The sequence below is a fragment of the Silicimonas algicola genome (genome assembly GCF_003148765.1).
In the GTDB taxonomy this organism is placed as follows: domain Bacteria; phylum Pseudomonadota; class Alphaproteobacteria; order Rhodobacterales; family Rhodobacteraceae; genus Silicimonas; species Silicimonas algicola.
In genome coordinates, this window is the sequence record NZ_QGGV01000005.1 from 1 (window position 1) to 20,079 (window position 20,079).

The 20,079-nt window shown below is 65.5% G+C and carries 25 protein-coding genes; 18 read left to right on the forward strand and 7 right to left on the reverse strand.

Going from position 1 to position 20,079, the window contains the following annotated elements; translation table 11 throughout:
- Positions 1-231, forward strand: a 231-nt coding sequence (locus C8D95_RS22265) for a hypothetical protein (protein ID WP_211312640.1), incomplete at its 5' end; no start/stop codon positions are given.
- On the opposite strand, the gene C8D95_RS11720 is transcribed toward C8D95_RS22265, so the two are convergent.
- Positions 232-1,176 (reverse strand): glycosyltransferase family 2 protein, encoded by a 945-nt coding sequence (locus tag C8D95_RS11720; RefSeq protein WP_164721754.1) that lies wholly within the window; start codon positions 1,174-1,176, stop codon positions 232-234.
- Positions 1,177-1,251: 75 nt separating this feature from the next.
- Entirely contained in the window at positions 1,252-2,214 is a 963-nt protein-coding gene (mdh, locus tag C8D95_RS11725; RefSeq protein WP_109759673.1) for a malate dehydrogenase, read from the reverse strand.
- A 143-nt stretch (positions 2,215-2,357) separates the two neighbouring features.
- Here mdh and C8D95_RS11730 point away from each other — a divergent pair, with 143 nt between their 5' ends.
- Complete coding sequence (locus tag C8D95_RS11730) at positions 2,358-3,110, forward strand: sulfite exporter TauE/SafE family protein (protein ID WP_109759388.1); 753 nt, start codon at positions 2,358-2,360, stop codon at positions 3,108-3,110.
- On the opposite strand, the gene C8D95_RS11735 is transcribed toward C8D95_RS11730, so the two are convergent.
- A complete protein-coding gene (locus tag C8D95_RS11735) occupies positions 3,107-3,409 on the reverse strand; it encodes a hypothetical protein (RefSeq protein ID WP_109759389.1) in 303 nt (100 codons plus the stop codon). The two genes, C8D95_RS11730 and C8D95_RS11735, sit on opposite strands and share 4 nt — an antisense overlap.
- Before the next feature lie 287 nt (positions 3,410-3,696).
- On the opposite strand from C8D95_RS11735, the gene C8D95_RS11740 reads away from it, so the two are divergent.
- The 11 genes from C8D95_RS11740 (at position 3,697) to C8D95_RS11790 (ending at position 12,266) form a co-directional block, all read left to right on the forward strand.
- Entirely contained in the window at positions 3,697-4,542 is an 846-nt protein-coding gene (locus C8D95_RS11740; RefSeq protein ID WP_241239736.1) for an HpcH/HpaI aldolase/citrate lyase family protein, read from the forward strand.
- Positions 4,539-5,099, forward strand: a complete 561-nt coding sequence (locus tag C8D95_RS11745; protein WP_109759391.1) for an NnrU family protein — start codon at positions 4,539-4,541, stop codon at positions 5,097-5,099. The genes C8D95_RS11740 and C8D95_RS11745 overlap by 4 nt, the downstream gene beginning before the upstream one ends.
- Position 5,100: 1 nt before the next feature.
- Positions 5,101-6,132, forward strand: coding sequence for a MaoC family dehydratase (locus C8D95_RS11750; protein ID WP_109759392.1), 1,032 nt, complete (start codon positions 5,101-5,103; stop codon positions 6,130-6,132).
- A 164-nt stretch (positions 6,133-6,296) separates the two neighbouring features.
- Positions 6,297-6,686, forward strand: a complete 390-nt coding sequence (sdhC, locus tag C8D95_RS11755) for a succinate dehydrogenase, cytochrome b556 subunit (RefSeq protein ID WP_109759393.1) — start codon at positions 6,297-6,299, stop codon at positions 6,684-6,686.
- An 11-nt stretch (positions 6,687-6,697) separates the two neighbouring features.
- A complete protein-coding gene (gene sdhD, locus C8D95_RS11760) occupies positions 6,698-7,069 on the forward strand; it encodes a succinate dehydrogenase, hydrophobic membrane anchor protein (RefSeq protein ID WP_109759394.1) in 372 nt (123 codons plus the stop codon).
- 9 nt (positions 7,070-7,078) lie between these two features.
- A complete protein-coding gene (gene sdhA, locus C8D95_RS11765; RefSeq protein ID WP_109759395.1) occupies positions 7,079-8,884 on the forward strand; it encodes a succinate dehydrogenase flavoprotein subunit in 1,806 nt (601 codons plus the stop codon).
- The gene (locus C8D95_RS11770) at positions 8,884-9,186 is read left to right on the forward strand and encodes a hypothetical protein (protein WP_109759396.1); all 303 of its coding nucleotides are present in this window, start codon (positions 8,884-8,886) and stop codon (positions 9,184-9,186) included. Before sdhA ends, C8D95_RS11770 begins: the two co-directional genes overlap by 1 nt.
- Positions 9,183-9,464, forward strand: coding sequence for a hypothetical protein (locus tag C8D95_RS11775; RefSeq protein WP_109759397.1), 282 nt, complete (start codon positions 9,183-9,185; stop codon positions 9,462-9,464). Before C8D95_RS11770 ends, C8D95_RS11775 begins: the two co-directional genes overlap by 4 nt.
- Before the next feature lie 13 nt (positions 9,465-9,477).
- Positions 9,478-11,160, forward strand: coding sequence for a glycosyltransferase family protein (locus C8D95_RS11780; protein ID WP_109759398.1), 1,683 nt, complete (start codon positions 9,478-9,480; stop codon positions 11,158-11,160).
- Positions 11,157-11,474, forward strand: coding sequence for a hypothetical protein (locus C8D95_RS11785; protein WP_109759399.1), 318 nt, complete (start codon positions 11,157-11,159; stop codon positions 11,472-11,474). Before C8D95_RS11780 ends, C8D95_RS11785 begins: the two co-directional genes overlap by 4 nt.
- Before the next feature lie 12 nt (positions 11,475-11,486).
- Complete coding sequence (locus C8D95_RS11790) at positions 11,487-12,266, forward strand: succinate dehydrogenase iron-sulfur subunit (protein ID WP_109759400.1); 780 nt, start codon at positions 11,487-11,489, stop codon at positions 12,264-12,266.
- Positions 12,267-12,270: 4 nt separating this feature from the next.
- Here the strand turns inward: C8D95_RS11790 and C8D95_RS11795 are convergent, their stop codons facing one another.
- Entirely contained in the window at positions 12,271-13,350 is a 1,080-nt protein-coding gene (locus C8D95_RS11795; RefSeq protein WP_109759401.1) for a YeeE/YedE family protein, read from the reverse strand.
- Positions 13,351-13,435: 85 nt separating this feature from the next.
- On the opposite strand from C8D95_RS11795, the gene C8D95_RS11800 reads away from it, so the two are divergent.
- The 3 genes from C8D95_RS11800 to creD all read left to right on the forward strand — a co-directional run bounded on the left by C8D95_RS11800 (position 13,436) and on the right by creD (position 16,333).
- Entirely contained in the window at positions 13,436-14,584 is a 1,149-nt protein-coding gene (locus tag C8D95_RS11800) for a WD40/YVTN/BNR-like repeat-containing protein (RefSeq protein WP_109759402.1), read from the forward strand.
- Positions 14,585-14,626: 42 nt separating this feature from the next.
- On the forward strand, positions 14,627-14,827 hold the full coding sequence (locus C8D95_RS11805; RefSeq protein ID WP_109759403.1) for a hypothetical protein: 201 nt from the start codon (positions 14,627-14,629) through the stop codon (positions 14,825-14,827).
- 99 nt (positions 14,828-14,926) lie between these two features.
- Positions 14,927-16,333 (forward strand): cell envelope integrity protein CreD, encoded by a 1,407-nt coding sequence (gene creD / locus C8D95_RS11810; RefSeq protein WP_109759404.1) that lies wholly within the window; start codon positions 14,927-14,929, stop codon positions 16,331-16,333.
- A gap of 29 nt (positions 16,334-16,362) precedes the next feature.
- Here the strand turns inward: creD and C8D95_RS11815 are convergent, their stop codons facing one another.
- Positions 16,363-16,839: a GNAT family N-acetyltransferase gene (locus C8D95_RS11815; RefSeq protein WP_109759405.1), complete on the reverse strand. Its 477-nt coding sequence runs from the start codon at positions 16,837-16,839 to the stop codon at positions 16,363-16,365.
- Between the two features lie 295 nt (positions 16,840-17,134).
- Here C8D95_RS11815 and C8D95_RS11825 point away from each other — a divergent pair, with 295 nt between their 5' ends.
- Complete coding sequence (locus tag C8D95_RS11825) at positions 17,135-17,974, forward strand: urea carboxylase-associated family protein (protein WP_109759407.1); 840 nt, start codon at positions 17,135-17,137, stop codon at positions 17,972-17,974.
- A gap of 24 nt (positions 17,975-17,998) precedes the next feature.
- Here C8D95_RS11825 and C8D95_RS11830 read toward each other — a convergent pair whose 3' ends face one another.
- Together C8D95_RS11830 and deoD are read right to left on the reverse strand one after the other, a co-directional pair.
- On the reverse strand, positions 17,999-18,274 hold the full coding sequence (locus tag C8D95_RS11830; RefSeq protein WP_109759408.1) for a hypothetical protein: 276 nt from the start codon (positions 18,272-18,274) through the stop codon (positions 17,999-18,001).
- A gap of 60 nt (positions 18,275-18,334) precedes the next feature.
- Positions 18,335-19,036 carry a purine-nucleoside phosphorylase gene (gene deoD / locus C8D95_RS11835; RefSeq protein ID WP_109759409.1) on the reverse strand — a complete coding sequence of 234 codons (702 nt, stop codon included), beginning with the start codon at positions 19,034-19,036 and terminating at the stop codon, positions 18,335-18,337.
- 207 nt (positions 19,037-19,243) lie between these two features.
- Between deoD and C8D95_RS11840 the strand changes: the two genes are divergently transcribed.
- On the forward strand, positions 19,244-20,065 hold the full coding sequence (locus C8D95_RS11840; RefSeq protein WP_109759410.1) for an alpha/beta fold hydrolase: 822 nt from the start codon (positions 19,244-19,246) through the stop codon (positions 20,063-20,065).
- Positions 20,066-20,079 lie beyond the last annotated feature (14 nt).

Genomic DNA, 20,079 nt, shown 5'->3' on the forward strand with positions numbered 1-20,079 from the left:
CTTCGCTTCCTCGCCCCGCAGGACCACACGCCCCTCCGCCACAGGCGCCCCATACGCCCGAAGCAACCCCTTCGCCTGGTATTCGTGGATGTTCACCTGGGTGGCCTCCTGTGCATTCGCGTCGCGCGTTGCCTTGGCATGGAATGCGTGAAGAAAGGAATGAAAATCGGCGAGAGCAACGCCATCATCCGCGATTTTCCGCGCATTGTGATCACACAAAAACTCGTGTGATCACGAAGTGTCTGCGGCTTCGGGAAGGGGGTCCCGGAAGCCCTCGATCCCGGCGCAGGCCTCGGTCGCGCCCGGCCGCGAAAGGAGACGCGCGATCTCCTCGTCGGTCTCCGGGGCACGGTGCGCGAGGCTGGTTTCAGCGACCTGGTTGAAGTTGCGGCCGTCGTAGAGCGCAGTGTCACGCACCACGGCGTCGGGACGCGTGTGATAGCCGTCGCCGCGCTGCGCCTTGCGCAGAAACATGTCGGGGGTGCGTACGGAAAAATGCGCGACCTGCGCGAGGATGTAGGGCCGCCTCTGCCCCACGAGGCGGTTGAAGGGCCGCTGCCGGGCCGCGTCGTAGAAGAGATCGTCGGCCGGGTTTCCGGAAGAGATCAGGACGGGAAAATGCGCTCGCCCGACGCCGGGCGCGAGCCGAGGCCTGTGGATGTCCAGCCGTTCGATCTCGGGGCCGTAGCGGAAGAGCGTCTTGACCTGAGCGTTGGCGCCCTTGCGGCGTGGCGCGGCGCGTGTGAACGCCGGTCCGACATGGCGACCGGGCCAGGTTGTGTTGCCGCTGTCGCCGAAGAATCGCCAGGCCACCATGAGCGCGGCCGCGTCGCCCAAGGCCGCGATCAGATCCCGGACGGTGCGGTGGGGCGGGCTCGGCAGCAGGAATTCGTCTAGGTCGAGCCACATGATCCAGTCACCTGGGCGGAAGCAGCCCGCCTCGCGCGCGAGGCGTTCGGCGCTGACCTGGGGGGCGACGCCGGGCGGGACCTCTTGCCGGATGTGCGTGAGTTCGCCGGCATCTGCAAGCCGGTCGAGGAGGGCGTCGCCGCCGTCGTCGCAGTCGTTCGACACGATGACGATGTCCGAGAAGCCCAGCACGCGGTGGTAGGCGACCCATTCCAGAAGGAAAGGGCCCTCGTTCTTCTGGGCGGAGAAGAGGACAGTCCGGGTCACGACGCCAAAAGGGAAGCAGGCGACACGCCGGATGTAAAGGCCGCCCTCCCCGAGGCCGGGAAGGGCGGCGGACCCTTACGTCAGGCTGCCGTCGATCTTGCGGCAGGCCTCGACGAGGCCCTTCACGGCCTCGACGGACTTGTCGAACATTGCCTGCTCGTTCTTGGCCATCCTGATATCGACCACGCGCTCGATGCCGCCGGCCCCGATGATCGTCGGCACGCCGACGTACATGCCCTTCAGGCCGAAGGCGCCGTCGACGTGGGCGGCGCAGGGCAGGAGGCGCTTCTGGTCCTTGAGGAAGGCCTCGGCCATCTCGATGGCACTGGTCGCGGGGGCGTAGAAGGCCGATCCGTTGCCGAGCAGACCCACGATCTCGGCGCCGCCGTCACGGGTACGCTGCACGATGGCGTCGAGCTTTTCCTGCGTGGTCCAGCCCATCTCGATGAGGTCGGGAAGCGGAATGCCCGCCACCGTCGAGTAGCGCACGAGCGGCACCATGGTATCGCCGTGGCCGCCAAGGACGAAGGCGGTGACATCCTTCATCGAGACATCGAATTCGACCGACAGGAAATGGCGGAAGCGCGCGCTGTCGAGAACGCCGGCCATGCCGCAGACCATATTGTGCGGCAGGCCCGAGTATTCGCGCAGCGCCCAGACCATCGCGTCGAGCGGGTTGGTGATGCAGATGACGAAGGCGTCGGGAGCGTTGACCCGGATGCCCTCGCCCACGGCCTTCATCACCTTGAGGTTGATGCCGAGAAGGTCGTCGCGGCTCATGCCGGGTTTGCGCGGCACGCCGGCAGTGACGATGCAGACGTCCGCGCCCGAAATGTCGGCATAGTCGTTGGTGCCCTTGAGGCGCGCGTCGAAGCCCTCTGCGGGGCCGGCCTCGGCGATGTCGAGCGCCTTGCCCTGAGGCGTGCCTTCGGCGATGTCGAACAGGACGACGTCGCCGAGTTCCTTCAGGGCCGCGAGATGCGCGAGAGTGCCACCGATCTGGCCCGCGCCGATGAGCGCGATCTTGGGTCTGGGCATGGAGGTCTCCGATCCGTTGTCTGTTCGGGCCCGCGCCATACGCCCCTCCGGGATGCGGCGCAAGGGACTTGACCGGGCGGGTCGGCCTTTCCGTCGGGACGCGGGGCGGGTAAGAGGGCCTTCACGATCCAGCGGAAGCAGCCATGATCTTCGATGCGACATTCTTCGCCGTGGCCATCCCGGCGGTCATTTTCGCTGGCATCTCGAAGGGCGGGTTCGGGTCGGGCGCGGCCTTTGCGGCGACGCCGATCCTGGCGCTGATCCTGCCGCCGGAACTGGCCGTGGGGATCATGCTGCCCTTGCTCATGGTGATGGATGTCGCCGCGCTCAAGGCCTACTGGGGCAAGTGGTCGGCGTCGGCGGTGCGCGTTCTTGTCCTGGGCGGCATTCCCGGCGTCGTCATCGGCGCTCTGTTCTGGAACAGCGCCAACCCCGACGTCCTGCGGTTGCTGATCGGGGTCCTTGCCGTGGGCTTCGTCGCGTTCCAGTTGGCGCGAGGGAGGGGCTGGATCCGGGCGGCGGCGCGACCTGCGGGCACAGTCGCAGGGCTGATCGCTGGCGCTGCGGCGGGGTTCACCAGCTTCATCAGCCACGCGGGCGGTCCGCCCGCGGCGGTCTACCTGTTGTCGCGACCGATCACCAAGACAGAATACCAGGCGAGCACGGTCGTCGTCTTCTGGGTGCTGAACGCCGCAAAGGCGATCCCCTATGCCTATCTGGGCATCTTCTCGCAGGCGTCGCTGACGGCCGGCCTGTACCTGTGGCCGGCTGCCCTTGTAGGCGTGCTGATCGGGGTCAAGGCACACGACGCGATACCCGAGCGGGTCTACTTCGGGATCACCTACCTGCTGCTGACGCTGACCGGCGGGAAGCTGATCTGGGATGCGCTGACCTAGCTGGGGATGCCGGAGGGTTCGCGCGGCTCGTCGAGCGGCTCATAGGCTTGTCCGCTGGCGACGAGGCAGGTGATGCCGTTGGGCAGCGTGACCGTGATCGTCCAGGTGCCCGTTTCGAGCGAGGCATAGACTTCCATCACGCGGCCCTGCGTCGCCATTCCGATCGACTGGCGGCTTTCGCCGTAGCGGGAGGAGAGCCGTTCCAGGACGGCGTCCCGGCTCGCGCAGTTCTGCGATTGCGCGAGGGCGGCGGACGGCAAAAGGGCCGCGAGAGCGAGAGTGGCAAGCTTTGTTTTCATCTCTGTCCTTTCAGGGGACCAATGTCCCCTCGGATGAGGCCCCGAGGTCTGGGGGCGAAGCGTGACCAGTCTGAGACCGGGAAAACGAAAATGAGGTTAACCCTTCGTGCCCTGCGTCCCGGCATCGGCAACGTTGGCAGCGCCAAACGACAGATCTTCCGTGCAGAGGCAACGACATGGAATTTGCGAAGAATTGTCGCTATTCTGCGTTGCGGCATGAATTGCCTTGCGGAAAAATGCGTCGCGGTGCAGGTTTCGCGCAATTTTGTTGCGGAGAAAATGTCTCGATGCGCCTGTACAGGTCAGTGCTGTATATCCCCGGCTCGAAGCCTCGTGCGCTGGACAAGGCGCGGAGCCTGCCGGTTGACGCCATCATCTTCGATCTCGAGGACGCCGTTGCGCCGAACGAAAAGCAGGCCGCGCGCGAGACCTTGCGGACCGAACTGGCCTCGGGCGGCTATGGCCACCGGGTCCGTCTCGTCCGGATCAACGGGCTCGCCACACCCTGGGGCGAAGACGATGCGCGCGCCGTCGCGGACATGGGCTGTGACGGTGTGCTCATTCCCAAGGCCGAGTCGCGGGGCCAGATCGAAGCCCTGTCCTCTCTGACGCCGGGGCTGCCGGTCTGGTGCATGATGGAGACGCCCCGGGGCGCGCTGAATGCGCTCGAGATCGCCGACACGCCGGGTGTCGCCGGCTTCGTCCTTGGCACGAACGACCTTGCCAAGGACATCGGTTGCGAGACCGGCGGCGACCGCGCAGCGCTGATGACGGCCATCCAGATGTGCCTCCTGGCGGCGCGGGCGGCGGGCCTCGTCTGCGTCGACGGCGTCTTCAACGGGTTTCGCGACGAGGCGGGCTTCGAAGCCGAGGCGATCCAGGGACGCGCGCTCGGCATGGACGGGAAGTCCCTGATCCATCCGTCGCAGGTCGAGGCCGCCAATCGGGTCTTCGCCCCGTCGCCGGACCAGATCGACCTGGCCGAACGTCAGATCGCCGCCCATGACGCCGCACTGGCCGAAGGGCAGGCCGTGGCGGTCGTGGACGGCCGGATCGTCGAGAACCTTCATGTCGAGACCGCGAAAGCCGTCCTTGCACGGGCCGACGCGATCCGGGAAAGATCGGAACCATGACACTTCTCATCCTCGGACTGCTGCTGTGGGCGGGCGCCCACCTGGTGAAACGGCTTGCGCCCGGCGCGCGCGCGGTCCTTCAGGACAAGATGGGCGACGGATCGAAGGGGCTGATCGCGGCTCTCATCCTCTTGTCCGTGGTCCTGATGGTGCTGGGTTATCGGTCGGCCGACGGCGCGGTCTACTGGGGCCGGACCGGTGCGATGGTCGGGATCAACAACCTTCTCATGGTCGTCGCGGTCGCGCTGTTCGGGGTCGGCAACTCGAAAAGCCGGCTGCGCGGAAAGATGCGGCATCCGATGCTGACGGGCCTGATCGTCTGGGGCGTCGCGCATCTTCTGGTGAACGGCGACGTTCCGTCCTTCGTCCTGTTCGGCGGGCTGATCGCCTGGGCGCTTCTCGAGATGATCCTCGTGAACCGGGCCGAGCACGAGTACGTCCCATACGACGGGGGCAGCTTCGCCGGCGACGTCCGGCTGGCCGTCATCACCCTCGTCGTCTACGCCGTGATCTCCGGAATCCATTGGTGGCTGGGGTACGTCCCTTTCGGAGCCTGAGGTGAAGACGAACCCCGGTCGGTTCTTCGAGGACTACAGGCTTGGCGAGACGATCCGCCACGCCGTGCCGCGGACCCTGAGCGGTGGCGAACGTGCGCTCTACCACGCGCTTTATCCGCAGCGGCACGCGATCCATTCCTCGGACGATTTCGCAGAGGCCTGCGGTCTGCCACGCGGGGTTCTCGACGACCTTCTCGTATTTCACACGGTCTTCGGAAAGACGGTTCCCGACGTCTCGCTGAATGCGGTTGCAAACCTCGGATACGCCGAAGGCCGCTGGCTGAGGCCGGTGGTGACGGGCGAAACCCTGACGGCAACCTCCGAGGTGATCGGGCTCAAGGAGAACTCGAACGGGACAACGGGCGTGGTCTGGGTGCGTACGACCGGGCGGGCCGGGGAGGGCGACCCCGTGCTGGAGTATGTCCGGTGGGTCATGGTCCGAAAGCGGGACCCGGGCGCGCCGGCGCCCGAGCCGACGGTGCCGACGCTGTCGCCGATGGTGAGTGCGGACCGTTTGATCGTGCCCGGTGGCCTGGATTTCACGGGGTACGACTTCGCTCTCGCCGGTGAACCGCACAGGTGGGGCGACTACGACGTCGGCGAGACCATCGACCATGTCGACCGCGTGACCGTCGAGGACGCCGAGCACATGTTGGCGACGCGGCTATGGCAGAACACCGCGAAGGTTCATTTCGACGCCACGCACCGCGACGACGGACGCCGCCTGATCTATGGCGGACACGTCATAAGCCTGGCTCGTGCGCTCTCGTTCAACGGTCTTGCGAATGCGCAGATCCTCGTGGCGCTGAACGGCGGGGCGCATGTCAGCCCGCTGTTTGCGGGCGACACGGTCTGCGCCTGGTCCGAGGTTCTGGAGAAGGCGGAGACGGCAGCGCCGGGCGTGGGCGCCGTTCGTCTGCGTCTTGTCGCTCACAAGCCGGAGGCGCCAGCGGGACAATTGAGGACAGAGGGCGGCAAGTATCTGCCGGGCGTTCTTCTGGACCTCGACTACTGGGCCCTGATGCCTGTGTGACGGAAAGGGTGGTTTTGTGATCGCAGGAATTCTGCGTGTGATCACAAGGCTAGAATTCTCGCGACTGTTAGCGATATTTGCTGCGCCGCGGCGCCGCAGAGGCGTGACACGGCTGACCACAGTGCTATGACAACCCAACGCCGCCACCAGAAGGAGCTGGAGACATGGCAGATGACCTCAGAGGCAAGCGCCCCCTTTCTCCGTTCATGATCGGGCCGTACTACAGGCCCCAGATCACGTCGATGACGTCCATCGCGAACCGCATCGCCGGCACGGGTCTTGGCGTGGCGGCGATCTTGGTCGTGTGGTGGTTCCTCGCCGCGGCCACGTCCGCAGACTCCTTTGCGACCGCCGACGGCGTGATCACGTCCTTCCTCGGCGATCTCGTCATGGTCGTGTCGGCCTGGGCGCTTTGGTATCATGCGCTGGCGGGGCTGAGGCATCTCTACTGGGACAGCGGGCGCGGGCTGGAAATCGAGACGGCCGAGCGGCTTGGCATCGTGGTCATCGTCGCCTCGGTCGCCATGACGATCCTGACCGTCCTGGCCGTTTGAGGAGAGTGGCGATGTCCTATCTGACCGATCTCAAACGTGCGACGGGCCATGGTTCGGCCCGCGAGGGCACCCACCGGCATTGGACGATGACCAAGTCGAGCGTGGCGCTCCTCCTTTTGACGCCGTTGTTCGTCTTCACCTTCGGCCCGATGCTCGGGCGTCCCCATCTCGAGGTCATCGTCTATTTCTCGCAGCCCTTCCCGGCGATCGTGGCGGCTCTGATGATCATGACCGGGTTCATGCATTTCAAGAACGGCATCCAGGTTGTGATCGAGGACTATGTCGACCAGCCCGGGCGGGAATGGGCGATCATCCTGACGACGGTGCTGTCCTATGCCGCCGCCGCCGCCGGCGTCTTCGCCATCGCCAAGATCGCGCTCTGAGGTAACGACATGGCCGCTTACGACTACGAGACACACGAGTACGACTGCATCGTCGTCGGCGCAGGAGGATCCGGCTTGCGTGCGACGCTCGGCATGGCCGAGCAGGGCCTGCGGACGGCCTGCATCACCAAGGTCTTCCCGACGCGGTCGCACACGGTGGCGGCGCAGGGTGGGATCGCGGCGTCCCTGGGCAACATGGGTCCCGACCACTGGCAGTGGCACATGTACGACACCGTGAAGGGGTCGGACTGGCTGGGCGACACCGACGCGATGGAATACCTCGCACGGGAAGCGCCGAAGGCGGTCTACGAGTTGGAACATTACGGCGTGCCATTCTCGCGCACCGAGGAGGGGCGTATCTATCAGCGGCCCTTCGGCGGCCACACCACCGAGTTCGGCGAAGGCCCACCCGTGCAGCGCACCTGCGCCGCCGCCGACCGGACCGGGCACGCGATCCTGCACACGCTCTATGGTCAGTCGCTGAAGAACAATGCCGAGTTTTTCATCGAGTATTTCGCGCTCGACCTCATCATGTCCGAGGACGGCACCTGCCAGGGAGTCGTGGCGTGGTGTCTCGACGACGGCTCGATCCACGTCTTCAACGCAAAGATGACCGTTCTGGCCACTGGCGGTTACGGCCGCGCCTACTTCAGCGCGACCAGCGCCCACACCTGCACCGGCGACGGTGGGGGCATGGTGGCGCGGGCGGGGCTGCCGCTTCAGGACATGGAATTCGTGCAGTTTCACCCGACCGGCATCTACGGTTCGGGCTGCCTGATCACCGAAGGCGCCAGGGGCGAGGGCGGATACCTGACCAATTCCGAAGGCGAGCGGTTCATGGAACGCTATGCGCCGACCTACAAGGACCTGGCGTCGCGCGACGTCGTCAGCCGCTGCATGACGATGGAGATCCGCGAGGGGCGGGGCGTCGGAACGGAGGGGGACCACATCCACCTGCACCTGAACCACCTGCCGCCCGAGACGCTGCACGAGCGTCTTCCGGGCATCAGCGAGTCGGCCAAGATCTTCGCGGGCGTCGACCTGACGAAGGAGCCGATCCCGGTGATCCCGACCGTTCACTACAACATGGGCGGCATTCCCACGAACTATTGGGGCGAGGTTCTGAACGCCGACGGCGAGAACCCGGAACGGACCGCTCCCGGCCTGATGGCCGTGGGCGAGGCGGGCTGCGCCAGCGTTCACGGCGCCAACCGGCTCGGGTCCAACAGCCTCATCGACCTCGTGGTGTTCGGCCGCGCCGCCGCCATCCGGGCGGGGCAGGTCGTCGACCGCACCGGCGGCAATCCGTCGCTCAATCAGGCTTCGATCGACGCCGCGCTCGACCGCTTCGACCGTTTCCGCCATGCTGACGGAACGGTCCCCACGGCCGAGCTGAGGCTAGAGATGCAGAAGACGATGCAGGCCGATGCGGCGGTGTTCCGCACCGACAGGACGCTTGCCGAGGGCGTCGAGAAGATGGACTCCGTCGCGCGCAAGATGGACGACATCAAGGTGACCGACCGGAGCCTGATCTGGAACAGCGACCTGATGGAGACGCTGGAGCTGGCGAACCTGATGCCGAATGCGCTGGCGACGATCGTCAGTGCCGAGGCGCGGAAGGAATCGCGCGGCGCTCATGCGCACGAGGACTATCCCGACCGCGACGACCAAACCTGGCGCAAGCACACGCTGGCCTGGGTAGAGGGCGCCGACGTTCGGCTGGATTACCGTCCTGTCCACCTCGACCCGCTGACGACGAGCGACGAAGGCGGGATCGACCTGAAACGTATCGCGCCCAAGGCGAGGGTCTACTGATGCGGCTGCTTCTCATCGCCGTCGTTGCGCTGGCCGCCTGCGCGCCGCAGCCGGAATCCACAGTCGAGGAGCTGGCCGAACAGGTCGCCTCGGCCACGCTCGTCACGCTTCAGCCCGGTGTGGACCGCGCGCCCGTGGCGACCTGCGTCCGAGACCATGCGAAGTTCGATGAACTCCTGACCCTGTCCACGGACGACGCGCGCAACCCCTCGATCGAGGCGGTCGCCCTGGTTCAGGACATGCTGACGCGGGAAGAGGTGCAGACATGCATCGCGGCGAACAACGTGGCGCTATTAGAATGAGAGTCGTGCTCCTTCTTCCGGCGCTCATGATTCTTGCCGCCTGCGGTCCCCTGTCGCCCGAGCGTGCCGCCGAGGTCTGCGAGGACAAGGCGCGGGCTGCCACGGGACCTACCGGGGAAATCGGCATCGGCATCGGAACGGGCGGCAAGGTCGACTCGCGGCTCGAGATCGGGGTGACGAGCGACTACCTTCGCGGGCTCGACCCCTACCAGGTCTACGAGGACTGCGTGCGCCGCGAGACCGGGCAAGGCCCGATCCGGCCGCTGGTGCTGGGGTAGGAGGGCAGGCGGCATGGCGCATTTCCCGACGCTGATCGGCAAGATCCGGGACGAGTTGAACCTCGTGCCGGACGAGGGTTTTCCGGTCCTGGGACGGACCCATTACTTCGCCCTGCTTCATGAGTTGCATCAAAGGCTCAAACCGAAGGCCTACCTTGAGATCGGGACCGAAAGCGGTGCTTCACTCGGGCTTGCGAAATGTCTCTCCGTCGCTGTCGATCCCGCTTTCCGGATCGAAGCAGATGTGATGGGCGGCAAGCCCGGGCTAATTCTCCAGCAGACGACGAGCGAGGCGTTCTTCGCCTCGGGTCTGCTCGACCGTCTCGGCGTAACAATCGATCTCGCGTTTCTCGACGGTATGCATCTCTTCGAGTACCTCCTGGACGACTTCATCAATACCGAACACCATATGGCGGCCGATGGGATGATCGTGCTGCACGATTGCGTGCCCTTCAGTTCGGCGGGAGCGCGTCGCGACGGGGACCGCCGCGTCACCCGCTCGTGGACTGGAGACGTCTGGAAGCTGCTTCCGATCCTTCGCGCTTACCGTCCGGACTTGAACGTCCGGACCTTCGACACACCGCCGTCGGGCCTCGTGGTCATCACGGGGCTGGACGTCACGAACCGCGTGCTGTCGGAGAAGCGCGACGAAATCATTGCGCGCTACGGCGACATGACATTCGAAGACCTCGGCCTGACGGCATTTCTCGCGGCGGCGGCCATCGAACCCTACCGTCGGTACATCGCTCCTCTCCCGGCCGAGGGAGCCTTGTCGTTCCGCATCCAGACGCCAGTTCCCAAACCGCGCGCCCAAGCCTCGTGGGGCGACCATGCCTTCGCGGTCTCTCTGGCCGAAGCCCTTGAGCGCGCCGGGCACTTTGCCGAAATCCGCACCGTGCGGGACTGGCATGCACCGGGGCCAAGCGACCAGATCGATATCGTGTTGCGCGGCGACACATCCTACGAGCGGCGGTTTGGTCATCTGACCCTTTTCTGGGCCTTGTATGGCGACGATCTGGGCGCGCTTCGTCAGGATGCGCTTGGTGCGGACCATGTCTTTGCGGCAGGTCAGCCGCTGAAGGACGAGATCGCCATGATCTACGGGCCCGATTTCGTCACCCTGCTGCCTCAGGCCTTCGACGCCACCCGCATGGGACCGCCTGATGAAGGCGCGCCGCGCGAAGGCGCAACCTTCGTGGGAATCTCCAAGCGGTTTCGCCGTCCTATCGTGCGTCAGGCAATGCGCGCGGGGCTGCCGCTGCAATTGTGGGGCAGAGGCTGGGCCGAAAGCCCGGCCGCCGACTTCGCCAAGGGAGAGCGTTTGGAGCAGGATGAACTTGGCGCGGTCTATGCGACGTCCCAGATCGTCCTGAACGATCACCGTCCCGACATGAGCCGTCTCGGCATTCCGTCCAACCGTATTTTCGACGCCCTCGCCTGCGGGACGCCGGTCATCTCCGACCCGGTCTCCTGGCTGCCGGATGACATAGCGCCCTTCGTCCACCAGGTCCGCGATGCGCAACAGGTGCGTGATGCGGCGCGGTCCATCGCCGAAGAGGACGAGGATCGCCGCTCTGAAAGACGCGCGCTGGCGCTGTCGATGCGCGAGACCCACTCCTTCGATGCCCGGGCCCGGGTCATCATAGACAAGGCAGAAGAATTAGCCGGTTACGCAAGAATAAGGAAAACAGCATGAAGCTTCGTATTCTGGCCTTGATCTTCCTCGCCGCCTGCACGCCGCAGCAGCAGGACGAGATCACCCGCGATGCGGCACGCAACGCCGTGCGACCGGTCTTGGAGCAGCGCTTTCCGGGCATCCCTCTCGAGCCTGCGACGGACTGCATCATCGACAACGCCAACTCGCGAGAGCTTCTGTCACTGGCCGCGGACGCGGTGACCGGGCCGACGGCGAACACGGTCGAGATCGTATCGATCATCCTCTCGCGCCAGGGCACCATCCAGTGCCTCGCGACCGAGGGGCTTCCCGTCCTCCTGGGCGGACTGCGTTAAGGAGAGTGTGCCATGGTTCAACTGACCCTTCCCAAGAATTCGACGATCCGCGTCGGCAAGACATGGCCCCGGCCGGAGGGGGCGAAGGACGTCCGCAAGGTGATGGTCTACCGCTGGAATCCCGACGACGGTGAGAACCCGCGCGTCGATACCTATTTCGTCGACATGGACACATGCGGCCCGATGGTCCTGGATGTCCTCATCAAGATCAAGACCGAGATCGACCCGACGCTGACCTTCCGCCGGTCGTGCCGCGAGGGGATTTGCGGGTCCTGCGCGATGAACATCGACGGCATCAACACGCTGGCCTGCATCTATGGCCACGACGAGATCAAGGGCGACATCCGCATCTATCCGCTGCCGCACATGCCGGTCATCAAGGACCTGATCCCGGACCTGACACTCTTCTACGCGCAGCACGCCTCGATCATGCCGTGGCTCGAGACCAAGACGAACCGCCCGCAGAAGGAATGGAAGCAGTCGATCGACGACCGGCGGAAGCTGGACGGTCTCTACGAGTGCGTTATGTGCGCCTGCTGCTCCACCTCGTGCCCGTCCTACTGGTGGAACGGCGACCGCTATCTCGGGCCTGCGGCGCTTCTCCACGCGTACCGCTGGATCATCGACAGCCGCGACGAGGCCACGGGTGAGCGGCTGGACGACCTCGAGGATCCGTTCAAGCTGTACCGCTGCCACACGATCATGAACTGCGCCAAGACCTGTCCCAAGGGGCTGAACCCGGCCAAGGCGATCCAGGAAATCAAGAAGATGATGGTCGAGCGGATCGTCTGACGCGTCAGGCGGCGGCGGTCCTGCGGGCGTCCGCCACCCTGAGGATCGCCTGCATGGCAAAGGATCCGGCCCACATCGAGACGGCGGCGACCCAGGCGGTCAGCGACAGGATCGCCCCGCCGGACACTCCCGCGCCGACGGCGCATCCCCCGGCCAACATCGCGCCGAAGCCCATGAGGACTGCACCCAGCAGATAGGTCTCCATCGGGGTGTCCGGGCCGAAGCGTTCGATGCGCCACTCGTGCCGAAGGACCGCCATCGCCAGCGAACCGAGAAAGACGCCGGGGACGAGGCCGATGCCGAAGGACAGAGGCAGGTCCGGTTGCGTTACAAGCGCCATCAGTGTGTCGGTCGACGGACCCGTGAAGGTGACGGAGGAGATCGGGACGACCTCGAAAGAGGTCGACGCCACGGCCCAGGTGGCCAGCCAGCCAAGCGCCACGGCAAGCCCGGTGACGACGGCGGCGAAGGCCGTTCCCAAGCCGGTGTGCGAAGCAAGGGCCAATGCTGCCGCAGCGGCGAGGCCCGTGAGCGCGAAGAGGACGACGCTGCCGTGACCGAGGCCAGCGAGGGACGCAAGATCGCGGTCAGCGCCGCCGGCGACTGTCCATATCCGTGAGATGTCCTCGCGAAGCGGAGCAAGGACGCCGCGATAGGACGCCTGCGCCACCAGTGTCACCACTAGACCGGTGACGAGGGCGCGCATGTTTCCCGTGCCCGACAGGACCAGCAGGCGACTTGCGCATCCGCGGGCGAGGATCATCCCGGCGCCGAACATCAGTCCGCCTGCAATGGCCCCGCTCATGCTGCCCTCGGCCGCGATCTGCCTTGCGCCCGACACGTCGAGCCACCCCGCGACGATCGCGCCCTGCGTCGCCGCTAGCGCCGAGAAGAAGACCAGAAGCCAGACAGCCATCCTCTCGCCGGGCCGCCTCGCAAACACCTCGACGGTCGCTGCGCGAAGGCAGAAGCGGGATCGTTGCGCCGCCGCCCCGAAGACGAGGCCCACGGTGAGGCCGGCCGCCGCAAGGACGGTGCCCTCGCCGTAGGCCTCCAACGCATTCTCAAGTGCGAATATTTCCATGAAAGAGGCTTCTAGCCAAGCCAGGGCCTCCGGATCATGATCTGGATCAACCGACTCGCCCGTCAGTCGATCAGAGAGAGACGCCATGACCGTGACCCTGCTTGTAGGAACGACGAAAGGTGCGTTCCTCTTGTCGTCCGACGATCGCCAGACCTGGACGGTGTCCGGGCCGCACTGCGGCCTCTGGCCCATCAATCACGCCGTGGGCGATCCCGAGACCGGGATGCTCTGGGCGGCGGGCGGCAACGAATGGTTCGGTGCGGGCGTCTGGCGGTCCGAGGACGGCGGCGAAACCTGGGAGCTGGCGAAGTTCACCGACGGTCAGATGGACAAATGGTTCGCGAACGACCCCGACATGGCGCGCATGTTCGGGTGGGAAAAGCGCGAGCCCCTGTTCGAGGACGGCACGGTCGACGCCCTGTGGTCGCTCCACGCGGCCCACGGGAAGGTGTGGACCGGGGCGAAGCCTGCGCAGCTGTTCGAATCCTCCGACGGGGGAAAGTCCTGGACGCGCAACGACGCCTTTGCCGACTTCGAGGGTCGCGAAAGCTGGAACCCCGGCGCGGCCGGGCTGACCCTGCACACCATCGTCACCGATCCGGGCGTGCCGAAGAAACTGTGGCTTGCCGTGTCTGCGGCGGGCGTCTTTGCGTCAGAGGACGGCGGCGGCTCCTGGGAGCGGCGCAATCGCATGTCGAACGAAGAGGCTCACGCGCATCACGACCATCCGGCGGCGGGGCAGGACGGCGAGACCGGGCACTGCGTCCACAACATGATGCGGGCGCCGGGAGATGCGGACACGCTTTACCAGCAGAACCACCACGGCGTGTTCCGAAGCCGGGACGGCGGACGAAGCTGGGACGATATCACCGAGGGGCTGCCGTCGACCTTCGGCTTTCCGATCCGCGTCCACCCGACGGACCGCGACACGATCTGGACCATTCCGCTCAACGGCGACACCGAGGGACGCTTTCCGCCCGACGCCAGCGCCGCGGTCTGGACGTCGCGCGACGGCGGGGACACCTGGACCGCGAAGCGCGACGGGCTGCCTCAGCAGAACTGCTATTTCACCGTCCTGCGGCAGGCGATGGCCGGGGACCGCCAAAGCCCGGCCGGCGTCTATTTCGGCACCAACTCGGGCTCGATCTTCGCCTCGGCCGACGAAGGCGAAAGCTGGATCGAGGCCGCGCGCCACCTGCCGACTGTGCTGTGCGTCGAGGCCTTCGAGCGCTGAGGTCCGGTTGCGCCCGCGGCTGGCGCGGGACATATCTGGACGATGGTCGTCCTCGCCCTCGTTCTTCTCGCCGGCACGTTCGCCTATCTGTGGTGGATGCGGCGCACAACCTCGCTGACCCGGCTCTGCCGCTGGCGGGAGGACCGCGCGGCGGGTGACTGGGTCTGCGCGTCGTGCGGCGCGCGCACCTGCCCCGAAGAGGGCGGCGCGCCTACCGTCTGCCTGCGCAACTCCTCCTCATAGATGCACGACCGCTGATCCCTTCGTCCACGCTTTCGCAACGGCGATTGCGCGGAGCTGCCGTCAGACGTGGCGGAAGAAACGATACGAAAGGACAGTGACGTGACACATTCCGCAGGCCTGCGCTTCATCATGGTGGGCGCGCTCGCCCTTCTGATGTTCATTCCTTTGGGCCTCGTCAGCGACATCGTGCAGGAGCGCTCGCGCTATTCCGACGGCACGATCGCGGACTTGAGCCGCGAATGGGGTGGGGAGCAGCTTTTCTCCGGCCCGCTTCTGACGATCCCCGTAACGGAAGAGGTGACCTACGACCGCCGGCGCGAGGCGGTTGATTCCGTCACCGGCCTGACGCTTCGCGACGACAAGGGCAACGTCATCTATGAGCACTTCGAGGAGACCGTCACCGAGACACGGCCGCCCATCTATCTCTACCCCGACGATCTCGACATAGACGTGACCAGCCGAAGCTCGATCCGAAGCCGCGGCCTGTTCGAGGTGCCCGTCTATACGGCCGATCTGGCCATGGCCTTCAACTTCGACACCGCGCAGGCCGAGGCCGAGGCGACCGAAACGGAAGAGGTGCACTGGGACGATGCGACGCTGACCATCTTCCTGAACGCGAACAGGGGACTGAGGGGCGAGGCGACGCTCGTCGCGGGCGGAGACGCTCTCGATCTGGAACCCGTTGCACGGGGCGATGCGGAGCGCACCGGCATCGTGGCGGTGACGGGCGACCCGCGCGACAGGTCGGGCTACACCCTCGATCTCGGGGTCAACGGCGCCGGCACCTTCGCCGTCGCCGCCACCGGACGGACGACGCGATTTCGCATGACAAGCGACTGGCCCGATCCCAGTTTCTTCGGCGACTTCCTTCCGGACGAAAGGGAGGTGACGGCCGAGGGGTTCAGCGCGAGCTGGAGGGTTCCCCACCTCGCACGGTCGCTGCCGCAGGCGGGACGGCGCTATCCCGATGCCGAGGCACGCGCGGGTGCCACGATGGGTGCGCGATTCCTGACGCCGAACGACTTCTACCAGAAGGCCTGGAGGGCGTCGCGCTATGGCATCCTGTTCATCTCGCTGACCTTCCTGACTATTCTCCTCCTCGACCGCGCGGCGTCAAGGCCGGCACATCCCGTCCAGTACCTGATGGTCGGGCTTGCGCAGTCGGTCTTCATCCTGCTCATGGTGTCCTACGCCGAACACATCGGCTTCGGGGCGGCCTACCTTCTTGCCGCCGGGGCGACGATCGGGCTTCTTACCGTCTTCGGTGCCACGGCGCTGAAGCTCGGGCGCAAAACCGGGTTGCTGGGCGGCGTCCTCGTCGCGGTCTACGGGGTTCTGTACCTCATCCTCCAGAGTGAGGATCAGGCCATGCTGGCAGGATCGACCCTCGCCTTCGTGGCGCTTGCCCTGACGATGTGGCTGACGCGGAACGAAGAATGGCGTGGCTCCGGCCTTCCCCGGTCCCTTCCCTGGCGACGACCCAAGGCCGACCCCGTCCCTGCGTGAATACCTCGTGGCGGCCCCTCGCGGGGCCGTCACACCGCCTTGCGGAAGTGCCAGCTTGTCGTCCTGTCAAAGCCTGGGTGAGACGATCCAGAGACCTTTCGGAAGCCCAAAGCCTCGAAGGCAGCATGGGTCTCGGTCATCTCTACACGGCTTTGCAGGGTCAGTGCGTCACATCCAAGCCGCCGCGCTTCGTTTTCGAACAGGGGCAGCATCCGGCGCAGGATATGCTGACCCTGCATCGACGGAGCAACGGCGATCTTCGAGAGGTAGAAGGCTTTATCGCTGGCGGTTCCGAAGCCGCAACCGACCAGACGCTCGTCCTTCTCGGCCAGTACCAGGAATTCCTTTCCGGCCTTCATCCGCAGACTGCCGGCGGTCATCGTCCCCAGGGACGAGGGCGGGTCGATTTTCCCCTCCATCACCTTGAAGGCTGCCACGAGAAGGGCGTGCAGTTCGGTCCAGTCGGGTGGCGGGTTGGCGCCTGAGCGGATGGAAAAGTCGGCCATGTGACCTTGGGCGTCGGGGTGCCGCACTCTATCTCTGTCTGGCGAAGGGAGCCGAGAAGTAGCATGACAGTCAAGAACAAGCTCGTCCGCATGGTTGCGAGGACACGGCTATGGGTGAGACGTCATATCCCTGTCGGTCTGCGTTGGCTCGTCGGGTTGGTCGTCATCGCGTTGGGCTTTCTGGGATTTCTTCCCATCCTCGGCTTCTGGATGATACCTTTGGGCATCGCGATCGCCGCGATGGACATCAGGCCACTGTGGCGACGCTTTGGCCGAAGGCATGCACTGGACCGGAATGAATAGCACTCCCTCTGACGCCGACCGACGCCGCTCCGCCAAGCCCGTCGTCGTGTACCCGCCCGAGACGCTTCCCGATGCCGGTGTGGCGGCAAAACTGGCGGCTCTTTCAGGCTATGCGAAGACGGGAGAGATGCTCGTCCCACCCCGCGAGGCTCGTTGCTTTCGCGTTCCGGCGGGCGGAGTCTTTCGCATCGTCTCAGTCGAAGGTCCGCAAGTGGGGGATCTGAACCTCTGGAACGCGGGCGCTCTGTCCGAGAGGTTGTTCTCGGGAAAGACCCGGGCGCTTCACGGCACACATGTGACGACGGGAGACCGCCTGTGGTCGGTGCTGCCCTATCTGCGGCCGATGGCGACGCTGATCGAGGACACGCTTGGCTGGTACGGGATCGACGCGGACGGAGGCGGCGTACACGACGTCATCGGAACGCGCTGCGACCCCTACACGGGGCAGCTATTGTCGGGCACGACCTATCATCGCTGCTGTCATTCGAACTTGACGCGGGCGCTGGCGGACGAACTGGGCATGGCCTTGAACGACGCGGAGCGTCACGTTCACGACGTTCTTAACGTATTCATGTGCACGGGGTTTACGCGGGACACCGGCCAGTATTTCATGAAGGCGTCGCCGGTCAGGCCGGGGGACAGGCTTACGCTATTTGCCGAGATCGACCTTCTTGGGGCTCTCTCCGCCTGTCCGGGCGGCGATTGCGGCGGCGAACATTCGTCCGACGTCGCAGCGTGTCATCCGCTCCTAGTCGAAGTCTTCGAGGGAGACCCCCCCGAAGGGTGGGCCTCGCCCGAGGTCAGCGGCTACGATCGCTCGCACGGCCGCTGAATCCCAAGCGAAGCCCTACGGCAGTCAGCCGTCCACACCGCTGGGAAGGTCGTTGTTGACCTCCTCGCACGCGGTATCGTCACCGCCGGCGACGGCGCCGGTGCAATCGTCCAAGCTCATGGTGCTATTGCTTGACATCATGCCACCCGGGCGAACCATGGGCTCCATCCCGATGATCGTGCCGTCCTTGGCATAGATCGGGGTCTGCTGCGGGGTCTCGACCATCACTTCTTCCTGCTGGGCGCAGGCAGTGGCGAGCACGAGCGCGGAAAGAACCGCGGCGGATTTGAATATCTTCATAACTGTCTCCTGTCGAAACGATTGCACCGCTCATGCGGGCTGACAGGAAACGTTAGCTCGTCAAAAAGCTGCTTCAAGGGCGATGCGCACCATTTCCCCGAAACTCCTCTCGCGGTCTTCCGAGGGTAGCGCCTCTCCGCTCAGGAGATGATCGGACACCGTCAGGATGGCGAGAGCGCGCCGGTTGTGGCGGGCGGCGAGGGTGTAGAGCTCGGCGGCTTCCATCTCGACGCCGAGGATTCCGTGGCGGGTCATCTGCTCGGTCAGGTCGGGGCGTTCGTCGTAGAAAACGTCCGAGGAATAGATGCCGCCGACGTGGGTGGCGACGCCCGAGGCTTCGGCTGCACGGGCGGCGGCGCGGAGGAGGGTCCAGTCGGCACAGGGGGCGAAATTCAGCTCGCGGAAGATGCCTCGGGAGGGGGTCGACAAGGTGCTGGCCGTCATCGCGATGACGATATCACGAACCTTGACGCTGTCCTGCATTCCGCCGCAAGAACCTATGCGGATCAAGGTCTTGGCGCCGTAGTCGCGGATCAGTTCGTTGACGTAGATCGACAGCGACGGCATCCCCATGCCGGTGCCGTGGATGGTGACGGGGTTGCCCTTCCACGTCCCGGTATAAGCCAGCATCCCCCGCACCTCGTTCACCAGTCGCGGCGCGTCGAGGAAGGTCTGGGCCGCCCATCTGGCGCGATAGGGATCGCCTGGCAGAAGGACGGTTTCGGCGATGTCGCCGGGCTCGGCGCCGATGTGGACGGTCATTCCCTCGATCCCTTTCTGTGGTCGAAGGACAGAGTAGCGAGCTGCGGGGAGGGCGAAAAGCCGTGTCGGTATCGCGTCGGTATCACGTCGGTATCACATCGGTGTCGGGTCGGGGACGGGCCGGGAACATCGCTGCCGTTCTTCTGTTGAATTCGCAACGCCGCGCCGACCATTGGCGCGTCCACCAATCCGAAGAAAGAGGACCACATGGACCAGCGTATCGACTCCGCCGTCAACATTCGTGTCGAGGATACGGGAGGCCCCGGCCGCCCCGTCGTCCTGATCCACGGCTGGCCTCTGTCGGGCGAGGCCTGGGCCCACCAGTTGCCCGCGCTGAGAGATGCGGGCTTTCGCGTCATCACCTACGACCGCCGAGGCTTCGGCCGGTCGGACAAGCCCAACCACGGCTACGACTACGACACCCTGGCCGACGATCTCGAGGCCGTCATGGACGACAAGGATCTGCGAGACGTGACCCTGGTCGGCTTCTCGATGGGAGGCGGCGAAGTCGCGCGCTACATTTCGGCACACGGCGAAGACCGTCTCCACAGCGTCGTCTTCGCCTCGGCCGTGCCGCCCTTCATGATGAAGACGGACGACAACCCCGGAGGGCCGCTTGACGAAGACAAGGCCGAGAAGATGGAAGCGGATCTGAAGCAGAACCGCGCGACTTTCTTCGAGGGGTTCACAAAGAACTTCTTCACTGCGAATGGAGACTTGAAGGTGTCCGAGCCCGAGCGGCAGATGGCGATCTCGCTTTGCGAGCAATCGGACCAGACCGCGGCGCTCAAGTGCATGGAAGCGTTCGGGACCACGGACTTCCGCGACGACCTGAAGAAAATCACCGTGCCCACGCTGGTCATTCACGGCGATTCCGACGGGGTCGTGCCCATCGAGGGCTCGGGCGAGCGGACGCACCGCATGGTGCCGGGGTCGGAGATGCATGTCATTCGGGACGCACCGCACGGCTGCAACGTCAGTCACGCGGACGATTTCAACAGCGCGCTGATCGAGTTCCTTCGGAAATGAACAACAGAGGGCCT

Excerpts from the sequence above, each read along its gene's own strand:
- mdh (WP_109759673.1), bottom strand. The coding sequence starts at position 2,214 with ATGCCCAGACCCAAGATCGCGCTCATCGGCGCGGGCCAGATCGGTGGC.
- C8D95_RS11730 (WP_109759388.1), top strand. The coding sequence starts at position 2,358 with ATGATCTTCGATGCGACATTCTTCGCCGTGGCCATCCCGGCGGTCATT.
- C8D95_RS11735 (WP_109759389.1), bottom strand. The coding sequence starts at position 3,409 with ATGAAAACAAAGCTTGCCACTCTCGCTCTCGCGGCCCTTTTGCCGTCC.
- C8D95_RS11740 (WP_241239736.1), top strand. The coding sequence starts at position 3,697 with ATGCGCCTGTACAGGTCAGTGCTGTATATCCCCGGCTCGAAGCCTCGT.
- C8D95_RS11745 (WP_109759391.1), top strand. The coding sequence starts at position 4,539 with ATGACACTTCTCATCCTCGGACTGCTGCTGTGGGCGGGCGCCCACCTG.
- sdhC (WP_109759393.1), top strand. The coding sequence starts at position 6,297 with ATGGCAGATGACCTCAGAGGCAAGCGCCCCCTTTCTCCGTTCATGATC.
- sdhD (WP_109759394.1), top strand. The coding sequence starts at position 6,698 with ATGTCCTATCTGACCGATCTCAAACGTGCGACGGGCCATGGTTCGGCC.
- sdhA (WP_109759395.1), top strand. The coding sequence starts at position 7,079 with ATGGCCGCTTACGACTACGAGACACACGAGTACGACTGCATCGTCGTC.
- C8D95_RS11770 (WP_109759396.1), top strand. The coding sequence starts at position 8,884 with ATGCGGCTGCTTCTCATCGCCGTCGTTGCGCTGGCCGCCTGCGCGCCG.
- C8D95_RS11775 (WP_109759397.1), top strand. The coding sequence starts at position 9,183 with ATGAGAGTCGTGCTCCTTCTTCCGGCGCTCATGATTCTTGCCGCCTGC.
- C8D95_RS11780 (WP_109759398.1), top strand. The coding sequence starts at position 9,478 with ATGGCGCATTTCCCGACGCTGATCGGCAAGATCCGGGACGAGTTGAAC.
- C8D95_RS11785 (WP_109759399.1), top strand. The coding sequence starts at position 11,157 with ATGAAGCTTCGTATTCTGGCCTTGATCTTCCTCGCCGCCTGCACGCCG.
- C8D95_RS11790 (WP_109759400.1), top strand. The coding sequence starts at position 11,487 with ATGGTTCAACTGACCCTTCCCAAGAATTCGACGATCCGCGTCGGCAAG.
- C8D95_RS11795 (WP_109759401.1), bottom strand. The coding sequence starts at position 13,350 with ATGGAAATATTCGCACTTGAGAATGCGTTGGAGGCCTACGGCGAGGGC.
- C8D95_RS11800 (WP_109759402.1), top strand. The coding sequence starts at position 13,436 with ATGACCGTGACCCTGCTTGTAGGAACGACGAAAGGTGCGTTCCTCTTG.
- C8D95_RS11805 (WP_109759403.1), top strand. The coding sequence starts at position 14,627 with ATGGTCGTCCTCGCCCTCGTTCTTCTCGCCGGCACGTTCGCCTATCTG.
- C8D95_RS11815 (WP_109759405.1), bottom strand. The coding sequence starts at position 16,839 with ATGGCCGACTTTTCCATCCGCTCAGGCGCCAACCCGCCACCCGACTGG.
- C8D95_RS11825 (WP_109759407.1), top strand. The coding sequence starts at position 17,135 with ATGAATAGCACTCCCTCTGACGCCGACCGACGCCGCTCCGCCAAGCCC.
- C8D95_RS11830 (WP_109759408.1), bottom strand. The coding sequence starts at position 18,274 with ATGAAGATATTCAAATCCGCCGCGGTTCTTTCCGCGCTCGTGCTCGCC.
- deoD (WP_109759409.1), bottom strand. The coding sequence starts at position 19,036 with ATGACCGTCCACATCGGCGCCGAGCCCGGCGACATCGCCGAAACCGTC.
- C8D95_RS11840 (WP_109759410.1), top strand. The coding sequence starts at position 19,244 with ATGGACCAGCGTATCGACTCCGCCGTCAACATTCGTGTCGAGGATACG.